The organism is Dyella sp. 2YAF14, assembly GCF_052114725.1.
GTDB lineage: Bacteria > Pseudomonadota > Gammaproteobacteria > Xanthomonadales > Rhodanobacteraceae > Dyella.
This window is the reverse complement of sequence record NZ_JBFRFH010000001.1, coordinates 606590-625008: the sequence shown is the minus strand read 5'-3', so window position 1 is coordinate 625008 and position 18419 is coordinate 606590. Positions and strand designations below refer to the sequence as shown.

Annotated in this window: 21 protein-coding genes; 14 read left to right on the top strand and 7 right to left on the bottom strand. The window is 64.6% G+C overall.

Translation table 11 applies throughout. The annotated features are described in order from the left end of the window. Positions 1 to 5 precede the first annotated feature (5 nt). The 3 genes from AB4Y82_RS03025 to nadD are packed head-to-tail and all read left to right on the top strand — an operon-like array spanning position 6 to position 2220. Positions 6 to 566, top strand: coding sequence for an LPS-assembly lipoprotein LptE (locus AB4Y82_RS03025; RefSeq protein ID WP_441602687.1), 561 nt, complete (start codon positions 6 to 8; stop codon positions 564 to 566). Positions 567 to 580: 14 nt separating this feature from the next. Then, on the top strand, positions 581 to 1591 hold the full coding sequence (gene holA / locus AB4Y82_RS03020; RefSeq protein ID WP_441602688.1) for a DNA polymerase III subunit delta: 1011 nt from the start codon (positions 581 to 583) through the stop codon (positions 1589 to 1591). Continuing rightward, complete coding sequence (nadD, locus tag AB4Y82_RS03015) at positions 1588 to 2220, top strand: nicotinate-nucleotide adenylyltransferase (protein ID WP_441602689.1); 633 nt, start codon at positions 1588 to 1590, stop codon at positions 2218 to 2220. The genes holA and nadD overlap by 4 nt, the downstream gene beginning before the upstream one ends. 802 nt (positions 2221 to 3022) lie before the next feature. Here the strand turns inward: nadD and msrB are convergent. The 3 genes from msrB to AB4Y82_RS03000 form a co-directional block, all read right to left on the bottom strand. Continuing rightward, the gene (msrB, locus tag AB4Y82_RS03010; RefSeq protein ID WP_441604374.1) at positions 3023 to 3643 is read right to left on the bottom strand and encodes a peptide-methionine (R)-S-oxide reductase MsrB; all 621 of its coding nucleotides are present in this window, start codon (positions 3641 to 3643) and stop codon (positions 3023 to 3025) included. A gap of 29 nt (positions 3644 to 3672) precedes the next feature. Then, positions 3673 to 5391, bottom strand: a complete 1719-nt coding sequence (locus AB4Y82_RS03005; protein ID WP_441611101.1) for a cytochrome c biogenesis protein DipZ — start codon at positions 5389 to 5391, stop codon at positions 3673 to 3675. A 124-nt stretch (positions 5392 to 5515) separates the two neighbouring features. Continuing rightward, on the bottom strand, positions 5516 to 6211 hold the full coding sequence (locus AB4Y82_RS03000) for a hypothetical protein (RefSeq protein ID WP_441604372.1): 696 nt from the start codon (positions 6209 to 6211) through the stop codon (positions 5516 to 5518). A 306-nt stretch (positions 6212 to 6517) separates the two neighbouring features. Here AB4Y82_RS03000 and AB4Y82_RS02995 point away from each other — a divergent pair, with 306 nt between their 5' ends. The 8 genes from AB4Y82_RS02995 (at position 6518) to AB4Y82_RS02960 (ending at position 12586) form a co-directional block, all read left to right on the top strand. After that, positions 6518 to 7099 carry a sigma-70 family RNA polymerase sigma factor gene (locus tag AB4Y82_RS02995; protein WP_441604371.1) on the top strand — a complete coding sequence of 194 codons (582 nt, stop codon included), beginning with the start codon at positions 6518 to 6520 and terminating at the stop codon, positions 7097 to 7099. 5 nt (positions 7100 to 7104) lie between these two features. Next, positions 7105 to 7764, top strand: a complete 660-nt coding sequence (locus AB4Y82_RS02990; protein ID WP_441604370.1) for an NrsF family protein — start codon at positions 7105 to 7107, stop codon at positions 7762 to 7764. Between the two features lie 492 nt (positions 7765 to 8256). After that, complete coding sequence (locus tag AB4Y82_RS02985) at positions 8257 to 8559, top strand: hypothetical protein (RefSeq protein ID WP_441604369.1); 303 nt, start codon at positions 8257 to 8259, stop codon at positions 8557 to 8559. Positions 8560 to 8879: 320 nt separating this feature from the next. Then, positions 8880 to 9272, top strand: coding sequence for a ribosome silencing factor (gene rsfS / locus AB4Y82_RS02980; protein ID WP_121878472.1), 393 nt, complete (start codon positions 8880 to 8882; stop codon positions 9270 to 9272). 85 nt (positions 9273 to 9357) lie between these two features. Continuing rightward, on the top strand, positions 9358 to 9828 hold the full coding sequence (gene rlmH, locus AB4Y82_RS02975) for a 23S rRNA (pseudouridine(1915)-N(3))-methyltransferase RlmH (protein WP_441604368.1): 471 nt from the start codon (positions 9358 to 9360) through the stop codon (positions 9826 to 9828). A gap of 113 nt (positions 9829 to 9941) precedes the next feature. Further along, positions 9942 to 10391, top strand: coding sequence for a GNAT family N-acetyltransferase (locus AB4Y82_RS02970; protein WP_441604367.1), 450 nt, complete (start codon positions 9942 to 9944; stop codon positions 10389 to 10391). Positions 10392 to 10474: 83 nt separating this feature from the next. Then, on the top strand, positions 10475 to 11986 hold the full coding sequence (locus AB4Y82_RS02965) for an acetyl-CoA hydrolase/transferase family protein (RefSeq protein ID WP_441611100.1): 1512 nt from the start codon (positions 10475 to 10477) through the stop codon (positions 11984 to 11986). 30 nt (positions 11987 to 12016) lie between these two features. Then, positions 12017 to 12586 (top strand): Maf family protein, encoded by a 570-nt coding sequence (locus AB4Y82_RS02960; protein WP_441604365.1) that lies wholly within the window; start codon positions 12017 to 12019, stop codon positions 12584 to 12586. 14 nt (positions 12587 to 12600) lie between these two features. Here AB4Y82_RS02960 and AB4Y82_RS02955 read toward each other — a convergent pair whose 3' ends face one another. Continuing rightward, the gene (locus tag AB4Y82_RS02955) at positions 12601 to 13407 is read right to left on the bottom strand and encodes a CPBP family intramembrane glutamic endopeptidase (protein WP_441611099.1); all 807 of its coding nucleotides are present in this window, start codon (positions 13405 to 13407) and stop codon (positions 12601 to 12603) included. 229 nt (positions 13408 to 13636) lie between these two features. Here AB4Y82_RS02955 and AB4Y82_RS02950 point away from each other — a divergent pair, with 229 nt between their 5' ends. After that, complete coding sequence (locus AB4Y82_RS02950; protein WP_441604363.1) at positions 13637 to 15190, top strand: hemolysin family protein; 1554 nt, start codon at positions 13637 to 13639, stop codon at positions 15188 to 15190. Between the two features lie 78 nt (positions 15191 to 15268). Here the strand turns inward: AB4Y82_RS02950 and AB4Y82_RS02945 are convergent, their stop codons facing one another. After that, positions 15269 to 15664 (bottom strand): MAPEG family protein, encoded by a 396-nt coding sequence (locus AB4Y82_RS02945; RefSeq protein WP_441604362.1) that lies wholly within the window; start codon positions 15662 to 15664, stop codon positions 15269 to 15271. Positions 15665 to 15772: 108 nt separating this feature from the next. Here AB4Y82_RS02945 and ypfJ point away from each other — a divergent pair, with 108 nt between their 5' ends. After that, positions 15773 to 16639 (top strand): KPN_02809 family neutral zinc metallopeptidase, encoded by an 867-nt coding sequence (gene ypfJ, locus AB4Y82_RS02940; RefSeq protein ID WP_441604361.1) that lies wholly within the window; start codon positions 15773 to 15775, stop codon positions 16637 to 16639. A 91-nt stretch (positions 16640 to 16730) separates the two neighbouring features. Beyond that, positions 16731 to 17093 (top strand): YkgJ family cysteine cluster protein, encoded by a 363-nt coding sequence (locus AB4Y82_RS02935; RefSeq protein WP_441604360.1) that lies wholly within the window; start codon positions 16731 to 16733, stop codon positions 17091 to 17093. Between the two features lie 2 nt (positions 17094 to 17095). Here AB4Y82_RS02935 and AB4Y82_RS02930 read toward each other — a convergent pair whose 3' ends face one another. Both AB4Y82_RS02930 and AB4Y82_RS02925 read right to left on the bottom strand, forming a co-directional pair. Further along, entirely contained in the window at positions 17096 to 17881 is a 786-nt protein-coding gene (locus AB4Y82_RS02930) for an anti-sigma factor family protein (RefSeq protein WP_441604359.1), read from the bottom strand. After that, complete coding sequence (locus AB4Y82_RS02925; RefSeq protein WP_441604358.1) at positions 17868 to 18416, bottom strand: sigma-70 family RNA polymerase sigma factor; 549 nt, start codon at positions 18414 to 18416, stop codon at positions 17868 to 17870. Before AB4Y82_RS02925 ends, AB4Y82_RS02930 begins: the two co-directional genes overlap by 14 nt. Positions 18417 to 18419 lie beyond the last annotated feature (3 nt).

Genomic DNA, 18419 nt, shown 5'->3' with positions numbered 1-18419 from the left:
AATCCATGAGCCGTGTGTTCCAAGCTTCGCTGCTGTTGATGTCCATCGCCGTGCTGGCGGCCTGCGGCTTCCATCTGCGCCAAAGCGTGGCCTTGCCCCCGGGCATGCAGCGCGTCCACGTGACCGCCGCCAACGTCAATCTCCAGCGTGGGCTCGAGCGAGCGCTGTCGAGCTCGGGCATCACGGTGGAGGAACATGGCGGCACTGGCATTGCGGAACTCAATGCATCGCTGGCCCAGTTCAGCACCGATACGCTGACCGTCAGCGGCCAGGCACGCGTGACCGAATACACCGTGCGCTATCACGTCGAGTTCGACGTGAAAGACGGCGTCGGCCAGCCGATGTTGCCGCATCAGCGCATCGATATGCAGCGCGAATTCAGTTACGACGCGACCAATACGGTCGGCACCACGGCGCAGGTGGACGCGATCCAGGGCAGCCTCAACGACGACATGGTCGACGCCATCCTGTTCCGACTGCAGGCCGCTGGCCGCCATCCGGGCCAGACTGCGGCTGCCGCGGCAGCGCAGGAAGCCCAGCCGGCTCCGGCCAGCAGTACGCACTAAGACACCGGGCCGTCATGCCGCTCAACGCCTTGCAATGGCAGAAATCGCTGGCCGCCGATCAGCTGCGGCCGGTTTACCTGCTGGCTGGCGAAGAACTGCTGGTGCTGGAAGCCGCCGATGCGCTGCGTGCCCAGGCGCGCAAGCTCGGTTACGCCGAGCGCGAAGTGCTGGAAGTGGGCAACCATTTCGATTGGGATGACCTCGCGCGTGCGGCCGCCGGCATGTCGCTGTTTGCCACGCGCCGCCTGCTTGACCTGCGTCTTCCCACCGGTCGCCCCGGCACCGAGGGCGCCAAGGCCATCAACGAGTTCTGCGCCAATCCGCCGCCCGACGTGACCTTGCTGATCACGGCGATGGACTGGAGCAACAAGCACGAAGGCGCCTGGACCAAGAACCTCGACGCCGCCGGCGCGCTGGTGGTGTTCAACGCGCCGCGCCCGAACGAATGGGCTGCGTGGATCGGCGCACGATTGTCGTCGCGCGGCCTGTCCGCCACACCGGATGCGGCCGCCTTGCTGGCCGAACGCGTCGAGGGCAACTTGCTCGCCGCGGCACAGGAAATCGACAAGCTCGTCGTGCTGCACGGCCAGGGCAAGATCGATGCGCAAGAGATGGCCGATCTCGTTGCCGACAGTGCACGTTACGACGCTTTCAAACTGACCGATGCGGCGTTTGCGGGCGAGGGCGGTCGTGCGCTGCACATACTCGCCGGCTTGCATGCCGAGGGCGAGGAGCTCATTGGCTTGATGGGCTGGCTGGTGAATCAATTGCAGCTCGCACTGCGCCTGGCCAATGCACGTGACTTTGCCGCGCAGGCACGTGCGGAACGCCTGTGGCCGGCCCGTGAACAATTATTTCGCAAGGCACTGCGCCGCGCGCCGCGCGAACACTGGCTGCAGTGCCTGGCACGCGCGGCACGCATCGATCGCATGGCCAAAGGCCGCGAACAGGGCGATGCCTGGCTGGAAGCCGAGCGCCTGATCGCCGCCATCGCCGAACCGCGGGCGGCCGGCGCACTGGCATGAAGCCGCTGGCGCTATTCGGCGGCACCTTCGATCCGGTGCATCTGGGACACCTCAGCGTCGCCTGGGAAGCGTCCGAGCTGCTCGATGCTGAAGTCCGCCTGATGCCGGCGCATGTGCCGCCTCATCGCCATGCGCCCACCGCCTCGCCGGCGCAGCGCGTGGCGATGTTGAACGCTGCGCTGCAAGGCCAGGATCGCCTTAGCCTCGATACGCGCGAATTGCGGCGTGAGGGACCCTCGTACACGATCGACACCTTGCGCGAACTGCGCAAAGAGCAGGGCGAACGTCCCCTGGTCTTGCTGCTGGGCGCCGATGCGTTCGCCAACCTGCCGAGCTGGCATAGCTGGCGCGAACTGTTCGATTACGCGCATATCGGCGTGCTCAATCGACCGGGCATCGACGCCGCGTGGTCGGTGGAGCTGGCCGTGGAAATCCTGCCTCGCCGCGTGACCGATCCAAAGCTGTTGCAGGAGCTGCCGAGCGGCAAAGTGATCGAACTGGCGGTGACGCCGCTGGAGATTTCCGCCACGCGTATCCGCGATCTGTTGGCCGAAGGCCGCGATCCGCGTTACCTGTTGCCCTGCGGGCTGTTTGAAGACCCGTCGGTGCTCGCGCCGTATCGCGCATAGCGGAATTGCGCCGCTGCGGTGGCGTGACCAATCCCTTTGTAGGAGCGCACTCGTGCGCGACCAGCCGACGGAGCGGAACACCCAAACGCTGCGGTCGCGCACGAGTGCGCTCCTACAACGCCGCGTACGGTCTCGGATTTAGTGTTACGGCCCCGCTCTGTGTAGGAGCGCACCCTGTGCGCGAACACCTGACGGAGCGGTACATCCCAGCGCTGCGGTCGCGCACAAGTGCGCTCCTACAAGGGGGACGCAGGTCCGTGGATGGCGGCAATCTTGCCGGTCGGCTCGTCTGTGGGAGCGCACCCTGTGCGCGACAAACCTACGGAGCGGTACACCGCAGCGTGGCTGTCGCGCACAGGGTGCGCTCCCACAGACAAGCAGGCGGCAGACGGAAGACGGGATGCCCACAGCCGATGCGCAGCGAGGCTCCGCTTTAAGTCCTCAGGGATTCGGGCGCGTTGCGCAGCGCTTTGAAGTACCCGCTGTGTACCCTCGGAGGTTGTCCCGCAACGACGCGCCTCAAGCGCTCGGGCTTATCCCAACACAATGCTGCGGGCGTTATCAGGCCATTCTCTTTGGGTTACTTTTCTCTTGGGCCAGCAAGAGAAAAGTGACTCGAGCGGCGGCAGCCGATCGAAACGCCCGCCGCGCAGGCGGCACGCTGGCCTCGAGGCGACAGTTAATCACCGAGGCTCTGGATCTCGTCCTGCACCGGGATGACGAGATAGAAACGCTCCCGCGAGCACCCGCCCCTCATCCCAACCCTCTCCCCGGAGGAGAGAGGGAGAAAGGGCGTGCACCGCTACGACGTCCTAGGCACAAACCTCAACGCCACCGAATTCATGCAATAGCGCAACCCCGTCGGCCGCGGCCCATCATCAAACACATGCCCAAGATGGCTATCGCAACCCGCGCAACTGATCGCAATGCGCTCCCATCCAAACGAGGAGTCGCGTATCTCGATCACGTTCTGCTTGGCGATCGGCTGCCAGAAACTCGGCCAGCCCGTCCCCGAGTCAAATTGCGTCGCTGCATCGAACAACGCCGTATCGCACGCCGGGCAGCGGTAGAGGCCCGGCACAGCGGGCTTGTCGTGCGCGCCGCTGAAGGCACGCTCGGTGCCTGCGCGACGCATCACGTAATAAGCATCGTCGCTCAAGCGCTCATGCCATTGCGCATCGTTGAGCACGAGTTTGGGCACATGACATGGCCCCAGCTTGTGACCATCGTCCGCAAAGCACACGAGCAGCATGTCGGCGCCGGTGGCGGGTGGCGTTGCAGCCATCGCAGCACCGCTCAACGGACCACGCTTCAACAGCGTCGGTAACGCAAAGCCTCCAATGGCAGCAAAAGCTCCTCCTGTGAGCGCCGCGCGCAGAAAACGGCGACGCTCCAGTTTCACGATGTCCTGAGTGCGGGACATGGCAACCTCCGTGAGGTTAGTGAGGTGAATCAGCCGAAGGTAAAGGCGTAGGCCTGCACGCCGGGATCGAGGAAGGTGATCTCGAACGTGCGCTCACCCGTGCCGTTGGCCTGGCGAACCAATTGGTAGAGACGCTGCGAGCCCACCGTGCCGTTGCCGTCGGCATCGGTATCCATGCCGTGATCGGCGCCTGGCGTTTTGCCGTCGATGGTCACGCGGAAGCGCACGGGCTTGCCGTCATGGCCAGGGCCCAGTACCAGGTGCAGGTCGCGTCCACGGAAGCGGTAGGTAATGCCACCGTTGGCGCTGTCCAGTCGCGCACTTTCGTCACGGACGGTCCAGCGCCCGTTCAGCGCCCACTGGTTGGTCATCAAGGTCTTCGGTGCGTGGTACGTCCATACATCGTCATGCGCCACCTGGCCGCCCGCGAAGTTCTCGGCACGGGCGTAACCGACATAGGTTTCCGGTGAGCGCATGGCATCACCCGAACCTGCTGCTTCCGCGCCCTCGGCGCCCGGCTGCACATAGCCGCCCGGGAGATTCTTCTGGCCGGCCTCGGTCAGCAACTGACGGATCACGTCCTCGCTCTGCTCGTACTCGCCTTCGCCAAAGTGGTGGTGGCGAATATGGCCTTGCGGATCGATGAAATAGTGCGCCGGCCAATACTCGTTGTTGAAGCCTTTCCAGATCGCATAGTTGTTGTCGAGCGCCACCGGGTAATCGACGCCCAGATCCTTGATGGCCTTGCTGACGTTTTGCGGATCTTTCTCGAACGCAAACTCAGGAGCATGCACGCCGATCACCACCAGGCCGTGATCCCTGTACTTGTCCGCCCATGCGTGCACATAGGGCAGCGCGCGGATGCAGTTGATGCACGAATACGTCCAGAAATCGACCAGCACGACTTTGCCGCGCAGCGACTGCGCCGTGAGCGGCGCGGTGTTGAACCATTGGGTCGCGCCTTCCAGCGACGGCAGTTCGCCTTCGATCGGCAATGGGTCGCCCTGCTTGACCACGGGCTGCGGCGCAGGCGCCGGACGGGCCGCGTCGATCAGCTTCTGCTCGATGCCACCCGTGCTGGCCAGCGCCACGCGCGTGAGCACGCCGGTATCCAGGCCAAGGGCAATCACGGCCACGCCGGCAAGCACCAGCACGCCCAGTGCGCGCCGCACCCATTCGCCAGCGCCCAATGAGCGCTTCATCAGCGAGAACACGCGACCGCCGATCACCAGCGCCAAGGCCAGCGAAGTGGCTGCGCCCGCGGCATAGGTGAGCAGCAGCAACGAGGTTTGCAGGCTGGCGCCGTTGAGCGCCGCGCCGGTCAGCAAGAGTCCAAGGATGGGGCCTGCGCACGGAGCCCATAGCAAGCCGGTCGCTATGCCCAGGCCGGCGGCCGACCAGATCGAATCGTTTTCATCCGAGTGCTGCGACAGCTTGTTGCCCAGCGCCACGAACGGACGGCTGATCCATTCGGCCAGCCGCGTGGAGAGCAGGGTCAGGCCGAGCACCGCCAGCACCACCATCGCGATGATGCGTCCGTACTGGTTGGCCTGGATCGCCCAGCTGCCGCCCACGGCCGCCAGCGTGGCGACCAGGGCAAAGGTCAGCGCCATGCCCAGCAGCATAGGCAGGCCGTTGCGCGCGAAAGGCCGGTCGGCTTGCGCGAACACGAACGGCAGCACCGGCAGGATGCACGGGCTGAGGATGGTCAGTACACCGCCGAGATAGGCGAGGATCAACACGAGCATGGCGCGGCAGGTCCGAGGGGATGTCACCGGATCATTCGTCCGGGAGTTGTCTCAGGTTACATGCGCCATCAACAAAAAGGCCCGGCGCATGGCCGGGCCTCGTGGCTTGCTTTGCGGGCAACGATCAGAAGCTGGCGCGTGCGCCCACACTGATGTTCTCGGTGCCGTCATTGTTCACGCGTACGCCGCCATGCAGCGCCCAGGTCGGGTTGAAGCTGTAGACCAGGCCGAAGTCGGCATACACCTTGCCCAGGATGCCCGGGCCGCCGTGGCTGTAGCGGCCGCCGTTGCTGTAGCCGATATAGGCATTGGCAACCAGGTTATTCATCACGCGGCCCATCACGCCAGTGTTGATGGCCCAGAGGTTGCCGTTGGTGCTGACGTTGCCGCAGCGGCGATCCGAATAGTTGGCCGAGCTGACCCAGTCGCAGTAGTGGTCGCTGACGTGATCATGCATGTAGGACACCTGGGTCACCCAGTCGGCCTGCGAGCCGATGGAAGCGGCATAACCCATGCCCAGCGACCACGGGCGGTCCTTGAACTTGTCGGTCGAGCCATAGGTGTAGCCCGAGGCGTAGTCGCTGCTGGAATACGTGGGCGAGCGCAGATCGCTGTAGCTGCCGAACACCTGGAAGTTGTTGGCGAACTGGTACGAACCGCTGAGCGATGCGCCGTCGGCCTTGGCGTAGTGGCCCGAGCCGGTCACGTTGACGTAGTCGAGCTGCACATAGGTGTAGCCGATGCCGTTGCCGTCAGTAGCCTGCGCAGCCAGCGGGGCGATGAAGGCGGCCAGCGCCATCGCCGAGAGGATCTTCTTCATTGGAGCGTTCCTTGCGATTGAAAACGAGCGGCCTGCGGGGGAGACAGGCTCGGCGCGCATTAGGCCAGCGGGGAGGAACGGAGGGCTATCGGATGCCTCTCAAAAGCCGCCAGGCGACGGCGTGGAGGAGGTCTTTGCCGCACACAGCGGGCAGGGCGGACAGCCGCAGGCAGGTAACCGGGACCCGGCCCGCATCGAATAGGCAGTGAGTACCTGCGACGCTCACCTATGTCCGCCACCTTGACCGCAACCCACTCAATAGGTCTAGATATCGTCCTTTCCCGCTGGGCCAGGATCGATTCAACCGTGAGCGACGCTGCTGCTCCCATCAGCGACACGCAGGAGCGCGAGCGCGCCGCGTGGATGGCTGCGGCACAAGGTGGCGACCGGCGCGCCTATGAGCAGGTGCTGGCGTCCTCGGTGCCGCTGATCCGCGTCGCTGCCCGTCGCAAGGGCGTGGCGGCGGATCAGCTCGACGATGTGGTGCAGGAAACCCTGCTCACCGTGCATCGCGTGCGCCATACGTATGATCCGTCGCGTTCGTACGACGCCTGGCTCTCCGCGCTGGCCGGTCGACGTGCGATCGATGCGCTGCGCAGCCAGGGGCGCCGCGGCAGCCGCGAAATACATGACGAGCATGCGTACGACATGCACCCGGACGCCGACGATGCGACCGCGGCGACCGAACGCGAACAGGAAGCGCAGCGGCTGCACGATGCGATTGCCTCGTTGCCGCCGGGTCAGCGCGAGGCGATCGAGCAACTGGGACTGAAAGAACGATCGCTGGCGGAGGCATCCGCCGAGACGGGGCGCCAGACCGGCGCGCTGAAAGTCAACCTGCATCGCGCGCTCAAGGCGCTGCGGTCGCGTTTCCACGGAGAATCCTGAGCACCATGGCCGAACCCCGACTCCCCGAGTCACTGATCCATTCACTGGGCGACCAGCTCTCGCCGGTGCGGCGCTTGCCGCCCCCGTGGGTGCGCACGCTCGGCTGGCTGGTGGCGGTGGCGGTGATCGCGGCAGGGCTGTTGGCTCACTTTGGCGCCAGCCACATGATGCGCCGCTTCGAGGCCGCGCCGGATATCGCCATCGCGGGCGTCGGTGCCGTGATCACGGCGGTATGCGCGGCATGGGCAGCGTTTACGCTGGGCGTGCCGGGACGCTCCTCGCGTTGGGCCTGGCTGCCCTTGCCCGGCCTGTTGCTGTGGGTGGGCGCCAGCGGGCTGGGCTGCATACGCGACTGGCTGGGGCCATCGGCGCATATCGCCGCCTTCAACGAGGCCAGCGACTGCCTGATCTTCATCATCAGTTTGTCGGTGCCGCTGTCGGTGTTGTTGATCTGGCTGCTGCGTCGCGCCTGTCCTCTACGCCCTGTGCTGGCGGCCATCATGATCGGCCTGGCGTCCGCGGCCGCCTCAGCCGCCTTGCTTGAGATCTGCCATGCCTACGCGGTGGCGGCCACCGATCTGCTCACGCACGCGATGGCGGTGGCCATCGTGGTGTTGGTCAATGCGCTGATGGGCGGGCGCCTGCTGCAGCCTGCGCTGAAATAAATCGCCGCCCACGCTGAATCAAAAGCCGCCGCTAGTCACGGCAAAACAGGTGTTGCGTCGCAACACGGCAGAGCCGCCACGACGCGTGGCCAAGGAGGCTCCGACGGCAGGCCGGCATTGGGCAACGAGGCGCCGTGGCGCAAAGCAGGCCGCCGCAGCGGCGCTCCGCACGCACCGCAACAATCGCAATTTATTGCTGCCGATTTGCCCGTATTCAAACTGAATGGGGTGGTTCGAACGCCACCTGCGCTTGTCATGCATGGGTATAGGCTTCCGCTCCGGAAGGGGCGCGGATCAAGCGATCCGTTGATTGTGGATTGACGGACCAGGGATGGGCCGTTCGCATCGTGCAGGAATGCTGATGCGGCGTGGCCGGTGTGGATGTACTCGCAGCCGGTTTGCCGTGGTCGTTCGGGAGGGACGATGGCGGCTGTTCCATGGAAGTGCGGCCCAACCGCACGGTTACCTCACCGCTTCTGGAGATACCTACCCATGAAAGTTTCCCGTTACGCCGTACTCGCCTTCGCGAGCGCCGTTGTGTTCGGTCTTGCCATGTCCCCCGTGATGGCACAGAGCACCACGCCGCAGTCGACCCAGGACGCCAGCAAGGACGCGATGAAGTCCAGCTCGGACGCCATGAAGTCCAGCAGCGATTCGATGAAGAGCGACGCGATGAAGAGCGATTCGATGAGCAGCGACTCGATGAAGAGCGATGCCAGCAGCCAGCATCACAAGAAGCAGCACAACACCAAGAAGAGCGCCGCGCCTGCCGCTGCGTCCACCGCCGGCCACTGATACCGTCGCGCTGAAAAATGACGAGGCTCTCTCCACGGAGAGGGCCTCTTTTTTTGCCTGTGTCTGCCGGGGCTCGCCCGCTTGCGGATGCACGAGCTACCTCAGTTGGGTGTCGAGGCAGGCTTTTTCAGTGTCCCGCCGGGGACGGTCAGAAGCGCAAAATGGCCGTAATTTGAGCCGTTTGGCCCCGTCGGGCGAAGGACCGAGGGTATCGGGTGCCCTGGCGGCTGGTTTTTTCTGTTTGACATGCGCTTCAAGGTGGTCCGGTATACTGGTATTGCGCGATCCCGCGCGTCGATCCCGCATCGAGGCAAACGCACTTGAGTCAGACTGCCAAGCGCAGCACCAAATCCGCCACCACGGCGGTCGTTCGTCAGCAAGTCATCAACGCGCTGGACGAACTGAAGGCCAAGGACATTCGTGAAATCGATGTCCGCGGCAAGACCTCCATCGCCGATCTGCTGGTCATCGCCTCCGGCACCTCCGCGCGCCATGTGAAATCCATCGCCGACGAAGTCGTCAAGTTCGCCAAACAGGCGGGCGTGATGCCGCTTGGCGTGGAAGGCGAGCGCGAAGCCGAATGGGTACTGGTGGACCTGGGTGACGTGATCGTCCACGTCATGCTGCCGCGCATCCGCGAGTTCTACGGCCTGGAACGGCTGTGGACGGTGGGTGACCGCGACATGGACACCGAAGTCGCCAACGCGGGCTAAGGGCCCGCCCAGCGGCGGCGAGCGCCGTGCGCCGTTCAACGCGCGCGGCCTGCCGCTTATTTTCCCGTTTTTTGGATCGTCAATCATGCGCGCCCGTCTGATCGCCGTCGGCGAACGCATGCCCGCCTGGGTCGCCGAAGGCTTTGCCGAATACCGCAAGCGTCTCTCGCACGAGCTCCCGCTGGAATTGATCGAACTCAAGCCCGGCATCCGCGGCAAGGGGCGCGATGACGCGCGTGCGATCCAGGACGAAGGCGCGGCGATCCTGGCCGCGTTGCCGCGCGACATCCACGTGGTCGCGCTCGACGGGCGCGGCAAGACCTGGTCCAGCGAGGATCTCGCGGCGCAGCTCGCCAAGTGGCGCATGTCCGGTCGCGATCTCGCGTTTCTGATTGGCGGGCCGGATGGTCACGCGCCCGAGGTGCTGGCGCGTGCTGACCAGTCGTGGTCGCTCGGGCCGCTCACGCTGCCGCATATGCTGGTGCGTCTGGTGCTCGCCGAGCAGCTTTATCGCGCCACCACCTTGCTGGCCGGTCATCCGTATCACCGTGCGTAAGCGGGCAGCGGGACATCGACCAGCCAGCCGTGTTTTCCACGGCAAGTGGTCATAGGCGCGCCCCGGCTCGCCACGCATACTGGTTGCAACAACGCGGTTCGCGGGAGTTGCACATGTCCATCACGGTACGCCAGGCCACCATCCACGACCTCGACCTCGTGGCGCCGTTGTTCGATGCGTATCGCGTGTTCTATGGGCAGGCGAGTGATCTGGAACGGTCCACGCGCTTTCTGCGCGAGCGATTCCAGCAGCATGATTCGGTTGTGATATTCGCGATGAACGCCGATGGTGAAGGCGCGGGGTTTGTTCAGCTATATCCGATGTATTCGTCGGTGCGCACGTCGCGCAGCTATCTGCTCAACGATTTGTTTGTCGCACCCCACGCGCGTCGACGCGGGGTGGCTGCGGCACTGATGCACGAGGCGATGGACTTCGCGCGCGCCATTGGCGCGGCCGGCATGACGCTCGCCACGGCGCATACCAATACGCCTGCACAGCATTTGTACGAGTCCTTGGGATGGCAGCGGGACGAACAATTCCGCGAGTATTTCATCCGCTTCTGATGCATCGACCATCGTCTAGCTTGTCGAGAGTTTGACGTTACCGCGCGGTAGTATCGGGCGGTTGCCGTGCAGGAGAACTCAACGTGGACAAGCGCATCCGCCATGCAGGATTGGCCGCCAAGGTCATGACGGCCGCCAAGGCCGCTGAACGTGTCGATCACGGCATGACGATCGGCATGAGCGGTTTTACCGGTGCGGGCTATCCCAAAGCGGTGCCTCAGGCGCTCGCCGCGCGCATGGTGGCGACGCACGAGCATGGCGAACCGTTCCGCGTGCGCGTGTTGACTGGCGCATCCACGGCACCCGAACTCGATGGTGCGCTGGCGCGTGCCGACGGCATCGATCTGCGCCTGCCGTATCAGTCCGATCCGGAGCTGCGCGCACGCATCAATCGCGGCGAGATGGATTACCTGGACATCCATCTCAGTCACGTCGCGCAATACGCGTGGTTCGGCTTCTTCGGCAAGCTCGATCTGGCTGTGATCGAAGCCACGGCGATCATGCCGGATGGCAGCCTTTTGGCATCTTCGTCGGTGGGCAACAACAAGACCTGGCTCGATCTGGCCGACAAGGTGATCGTCGAGGTCAATCACTGGCAGCCGCTCGAAATGGACGGCATGCACGACATCTACTACGGCACGGCGCTGCCGCCGAACCGCAAGCCGATTCCGCTGCTGAAGCCGGACGATCGCATTGGCGAAAAATATCTGCGGCTGGATCCAAGCAAAGTCATCGCGGTGGTCGAGACCAACGCTCCCGACCGCAATAGCGCGTTCGCGCCTCTGGATGATTGCTCGCGACAGATCGCGGGCCACCTGATTGAATTCTTCCGTCACGAAATCGCCAAGGGAAGGCTGCATCCGCAGCTGCTGCCGCTGCAGTCCGGTGTGGGCAATATCGCCAACGCCGTGCTCGCCGGGCTGCAGGAAGGCGGTTTCAGCGGGTTGAGCGCATTCACCGAAGTGATCCAGGACGGCATGCTCGATCTGCTCGAGAACGATGTGTTGTCGGTGGCCTCGGCCACCTCGTTCTCGCTGAGCCCGGCGGGCATCGAGCGCTTTCTGGCCAAGATCGATTTCTTCCGCCAGCGCATCATTCTGCGCACGCAGGAGATCTCCAATCATCCGGAACTGGTGCGTCGCCTCGGCTGCATCGCCATGAACGGCATGGTGGAAGCGGATATCTACGGCAATATCAATTCCACCCACGTCGCCGGCACCAGCATCATCAACGGCATCGGCGGATCGGGCGACTTTGCGCGCAACGGCTTTTTGTCGTGCTTCCTCACGCCCAGTACCGCCAAGAACGGCGCAGTGTCCTGCATCGTGCCGATGGTGAGCCATGTCGATCACACCGAGCATGATGTGTCGGTGATCGTGACGGAGCAGGGCCTGGCCGATTTGCGCGGCCTGTCGCCGCGCCAGCGCGCCAAGGTGGTGATCGAGCGCTGCGCGCATCCTCACTATCGCCCGATGTTGCAGGACTATGTCGATCGCGCGCTGCATGACAGCCGCGGTAAGCACACGCCGCATCTGTTGCAGGAGGCGCTGTCGTGGCATCAGCGTTTCCTCGACAGCGGCGATATGAGACCTTAGGGGTTCCTGCCTCCCCCGGGGTTGTTGCACATGCTCTATCTCGCCTCCCAATCGCCGCGCCGTCGCCAGCTGCTCGAACAGATCGGCGTGAACTTCCGCATTGTCGATGTCGATGTACCCGAGCAGCGCTTGCTGGGAGAAACGCCGCGCGACTACGTAAGCCGCGTGGCACGCGAGAAAGCCCGCGCCGGACTCGCTGCACTGGAAGAGACCGGTGCTGCCGTGCTCGGTGCAGATACCGAGGTCGTGCTCGATGACGAAGTGTTCGGCAAGCCCGACGATGCGGAGGATGCCGCCAGCATGCTGCGTCGCCTCTCGGGCCGCGTGCACGAAGTGATCTCCACCGTATGGCTGGTCACGCGTTCAGGCGAATGGTCCGATACCAGTCTTTCGCGCGTGAGCATGCCGCCGTTGGACAACGCGACCATTGCCGCTTACATCGCCACCGGCGAACCGTTCGGCAAAGCCGGTGCCTATGGCATCCAGGGGCATGGCGCCAAGCTGATCGAACACCTGGATGGCAGCCATTCGGGTGTCATGGGCATGCCCATTTACGAGACCGCGCGACTGCTGCGAGCGCACTCGCTGATTGCTGCCTGATCCAAGCGTCAAGCTCAGTGGCTCATCACGAACCACGACACCACGGCGAGCAGGTTGTTCATGCCATGGGCGACCACGGCCGGCCAGATCGACCCCGACTGCACGCGCAACCAGCCAAGGATGAGGCCGAGCAAGGCCAGGTTGGGCAGGGCGTACCAGAGAAACGAAAGATCCGGCAGATGCACACAGGCAAACAGCAAGGCCGACAGCACGATGGCCATGCCATTGCCGGTGTAGCGCGCCACGGCCGACAGCAGCACGCCGCGGAACAATAGTTCCTCCACCAGCGGACCCAGGCTGATCACCAGCACGGCCAGCGGCAGGCGCAACGCCATCGAGGTATTGGCTCCCAGCTGCTTGATGTCTTGGCTCACCTCGTGTCCCTGCGCCAGCCATTGCGTGAGCATGCCGCCGACGATAGGCATCATCACGCCCGCGGCGAGTGCCGCCACGTAGAAGGCGATATGTGGAGTAGACGTGAAGCCCAGTCCTGGCGGCGCGCCCTCGATCCATCGCTCAGGCCACCAGCGCCGCGCGAAGTGCACGATCACCGAGGCGGAAATCAGCAGCGTCGCGATCACGGCTGCCGCCGTCATATCCGGCTGGCCCAGCCAGTGACGACCCATGGGAATGATCGCGCCGAGCCCGCCGCCCCCGCGCAACGCGCCGACGATGCCAGCGATCAGTGTGATCGCGCTACCCACGGCAAGCTGGAGCACGAAATACAGCACGATCAGGGCGATGGCTTGCCCGGGAGTGGGCGCGCGCGAGGTCGATGGGGATGGCGAAACGGGCAGATCAGTCAGGCGGTTCGCGTCCATCGAGTCGATCCAGAGCGCACGCGCGCAGAGTGGTTGCGTCGGCAGGTTTCACCCCTGCCGACGGACACGATCACGCTAGACCCTGCTGCTGCGCGTGCCAATCCTGTCCTTTGGCACGGTCCGCGCAGGTGTGCCGCGCTCGGCCCGCTGGCTGTCATCGCGTTCACGGGATCGCCTTGTATAGTGACGGGACGATCCAAGGAGGAAATCGGCGCTCAGGCGCCAGCCCATGTTTGCATTTGACTGGCTGTCCGACCCGACTGTCTGGGCAGGTCTGCTCACCCTCGTGGTGCTGGAGATCGTGCTTGGCATCGACAATCTCGTCTTCATCGCGATTCTTGCCGACAAGCTGCAGGCGAAAGAACGCGACAAGGCCCGCGTGCTCGGCCTCTTGCTGGCCCTGGTCATGCGACTGGCGCTGCTGGGCGCGATGTCATGGCTGGTGAAGCTCACCACGCCCGTCCTCACGCTGGGCGCCGTATCGTTCTCGTGGCGCGACATCATCCTGTTGCTGGGCGGCGCCTTCCTGTTGTTCAAGGCGACCGTGGAGCTGCACGAACGCCTGGAGGCGGCCGACCATGACGATGCGGCCAAGCGCGCACCGGCGCGTTTCTGGCTGGTAGTCGCCCAGATCGTTGCACTCGATGCGGTGTTCTCGATCGACTCGGTGATCACCGCGGTGGGCATGGTCGATCATCTCTCGGTGATGATGATCGCCGTGGTGGTGGCCATGATCCTGATGATCAGCGCCAGCAAGCCGCTCACCAACTTCGTCAATGCGCGGCCGACCGTGGTGATCCTGTGCCTGTCGTTCCTGCTGATGATCGGTTTCAGCCTGGTCGCGGAGGCCTTCGGTTTTCATATACCGAAGGGCTATTTGTATGCGGCGATCGGCTTCTCGATCCTGATCGAGGCGTTCAACCAGACCATGCGCCGCAATCGCCAGCGCAGCCTGCTGGGCAGCGCGCGCACGTTGCGCGATCGCACCGCGCTGGCGGTGCTGAACCTGCTGGGCGCCGGCGGCGACGACGAAGATGTCGCGCCCAAAGCCACCGCGGCGAAACCCGAAGGCAACGTCGCCATGTTCGGCAAGGACGAGCTGGCGATGGTGCAGGGTGTGCTGGATCTGGCGCATCGGCCGGTGCGTTCCATCATGACGCCGCGGCCGGAAATCAACTGGATCGACCCGCGCGAAAACGTCGAGCAGTTGCGCGCGGAAGTCACTGCATCCAGTCATGCATGGCTGCCGGTGGCGGGCGATGATCTCGACCAGTTGGTAGGCGTGGCATCATCGCGCGACCTGCTGGCGAGCCTGCTCGAACATGGCCATATCGACGTGGATCAGGTGGTGCGCAAGCCGCTCACCGTGCTCGAATCGCTGAGCGTGCTGCGCCTGATCGAAGAGTTCCGCCGCTCACCGCTGCAAGTGGCGCTGGTGGTGGACGAATACGGCAGCGTGCTCGGACTGGTCACGCCCACCGACGTGCTCGAAGTGATCGCGGGCGAGTTTCCGGATGATGAGAGCGGTGATCCTGCCGCCGTGCAGGAGACCGACGGAGCCTGGTTGCTCGACGCCAGCCTCGACCTGCGCCGCGTCGAACACCTGCTCGGTTTCAAGCTGACCGGCGACGATAGTTTTTCTACCCTGGCGGGTTACGTGCTACAGCAGCTGGGCCGACTGCCCAGCGCAGGCGATGCCTTCACCAGCGAAGGCCTGCGTTTCGAAGTGGTGGCGATGGACGGCGCACGCATCGAGCGGCTGAAGGTGAATCCGATCGAATGAGAGAGCGTCGCGCACAGGGTGCGCTCCCACAACAACCTTGCCCTGTGGGAGCGCACCCTGTGCGCGACGCCTTTCGCCTCAACCGATTAAGAGCGCACGCCCCAAACCAATAACAGCCAATATCAGCGTCACGCCCCACGCCATCGAAGACACCATAAAACCCGGCCCACGCTTCGCCGCATCCTGCAGATAAGCCACCGCGTACCAAACGCGGCCGGCCACCCAGACCAGGCCCGCCACGCCAGCCCACAGCGGATAGCCGTACTGCACCGCCAGCCACAGGGTAGGCAGGAAGATCACGGTCGATTCCAGCGTGTTCATCTGCACCCGCCAGGCGCGCTCGAACGCCGGATGCCCGTCGATGGCCGGCGCCTTGACGCCATATTTCTCGCGGGCATGTCCGGTGGCCCAGACCGTGCCGAACTGGAGCAGGACCGTCAGCAGGACGACGACGGCGGGCAGGTGCTGGATCATGGCGGGTACTCAGGGAAAGGTCGCCCACTGTAGCCATCGCGTGCCAATGGCGGGAGGGGGCGCGAGGGGTTATCGTCTTGCCATCGTTGGATGAGCGAGGGCCTTCGTATGGATTGGCAGAAGGGCGAGCGGAGTCAGAACGTCGAGGTCGACAGCGGCGGTGGTGGTGGCGGTCCCCGTTTCGGCGGCGGTCGCGGCTTGGGCATTGGTGGCATCGTCATTCTGGCGATCCTCGGCCTGGTGTTTTTCAAGGATCCGACCGCTCTGCTGAGCCAGGTCGACAGTGGCGGGCAGCAAGTTGCCGCGCCGAGTGGACAGCCGGCCAATGTCGATCCGCAGACCAAGGATTTTGTCAGCGCGATTCTTGGATCCACCGAGAAAACCTGGAGCGACATCTTCACCGCGCACGGACGGCAATACGTCGATCCCAAGCTGGACTTGTTCAGCGGCGGGGTGCGTACCGCCTGCGGTGCGGCGTCCACCGCAGTGGGGCCGTTCTATTGTCCCGGCGACCAGAAGGTCTACCTCGACGTGGCGTTTTTCGAGGAACTGCAAAGCCGCTTCCATGCTGCCGGCGACTTCGCCCGTGCCTACGTGATTGCGCACGAGGTGGGCCACCACGTGCAGAACCTGCTTGGCGTGTTCGACCAGGTGGAGCAGGCGCGTCGCCGTGGTGCGCGGATGGAAGGCGCCGATGGCTTGTCGGTGCGCCAGGAGCTGCAGGCCGACTGTTTCGCCGGCGTGTGGGCCAACCACAGCCAGCAGCGCCTGCAGTGGCTGCAGCCGGGCGATATCGAATCGGCGCTCAACGCGGCCAGCAAGATCGGCGACGACGCGCTCCAGCAGCAGGCGCAGGGCAGGGTGGTGCCGGACTCGTTCACCCACGGTACCTCGGCGCAGCGCGTGAAATGGTTTACCGCCGGGTTCCAGAGCGGCGATATCGCCAGCTGCAATACGTTCGCAGGCGAGCCTTGAGGTCCAAGCACGTCGAAGGCCCGCCATGCGGGCCTTCGACGTTTTAGAATGGCCGCCTGCGCGCCTCGGGGTGCGCTTTCGAACGATCTGCATGTTGCATCCCTGTCTGAGTTGCGGTGCCTGTTGCGCCTTTTTCCGCGTGGCCTTTCATTGGTCCGAGGCGGACGCGTCGCTGGATGGCGTGGTGCCGCCAGAGTTCACCGAGACGCTCGACCCGCATCGCCTGGTCATGCGCGGCACCCAGGCCTCGCGGCCGCGCTGCGTCGCCTTGCAGGGCGAGGTGGGAACAGCGGCCCATTGCGGCATCTACGAGCGCCGGCCCTCGGTGTGCCGCGAAGTGGAACCGTCGTGGGAGTTTGGCCGTCCCAGCGCCCAATGCGACAAGGCACGGCTGGGCCATGGGCTGCCGCCGCTGACGCCGGAACACTGGCCGGAGGCCGTGTCCGGCGACTGAGCTCAGCGCCCCATCAGCGGGTTGGCCTCGTTCTGGAAGGCCAGCACGAACTGTTTCAGATCACCTTCGTTGACGTCCGAGACGACTACGTAGTGCATGCCGTCGCCGGTCCAGCGGATCACCGTGTAACCGTGCTCCTGGCTGGCGGCCTGCGCGGTCGGGCGAGTTTCGGCGGGCCACTGGAACAGGTTGATCACATGCAGGTGACGCTTGTAGATCAGCGCGGCCACGCTATGGCCTTCCAGTGCATCGAGGCGGCCACCCACCAGCGGGAAGCCTTCGGCGGCCAGATCCTTCACCCGCGGCGAGAAGTCGAGCTTGCCCTCGAACCAGGGCTTGACCGTGTGCTGGTCGGTCGACACCACGTCCATCAGATGCTCGCCCTGCAATGAGCGCACATGGCCGGAAATGGCCTGGGCGACGATGGCATCGTCCCCACCGCGCGTGGGCAGCCAATGCAGCCACGCCGGCACGGAGAGGAGCACCGCAGCGGCAAAGCCCGCTGCCGCTGCGAACGCGACAGGTGTGCGTCGCCGCACAGTGATCGGTGTCACCTTTGGAGGCGCCGCAGCTGCCGCAGGCGTCGTCCATTGGGCTCGCAATGCATCCGGCGCGCGACGATACAGCGCCGGTTCGGACAAGGCCTTCTGCATGATGGCGTAGGTCTCGTAACGGGACTTGCACGCGCTGCACTCGTGCAGGTGGCGAGCCATCGCAGCACTGCTGGCAGCATCCAGTTCGTCGTCGAGATAGGCGTGCAACAGCAGCCCGGCGTCATCGCAGATCATGACGGCGTACCTCCTTGGGCCGGCAGGTGAGTTCGGCCCGCAAGCGATCGCGGGCACGCGCAAGACGGGACATCACCGTGCCGATCTTCTGTCCGGTGATGGTCGCGATTTCCTTGTATGAGCATTCTTCCAGTTCACGCAGTACCAGGATTTCGCGCAAGGGCGACGGCAGCCGTTCCAGCGCCGCCTGCAGTGCGCCGACGTCCACGGCAAGCAGGGTGAGGGTTTCGGGTGACGGGCCATCGTCGATGAGCGGATGCACCGCCTCGTCCAGTTCGTCGTGCAACGCATCCTGCGGGGTGCGGCTGCGCAGTGTGTAAAACGTGTTGCGCACGATCGCCAGCAGCCACACGCGCACGTCGCCTCCGCGGAAGCTGTCGAAATAGCGCAGCGCGCGCAGCATCGCTTCCTGCACGACATCCTGTGCATCGCTGGGATTGCGTGCGAGCCAGTGGGCGAGGTTGTACGCCGCGTCCAGATACGGCACCACCTGCGCCTCGAAGCGTGCGCTTCGTGCGGCGTCGGCGGCTCTCATGCT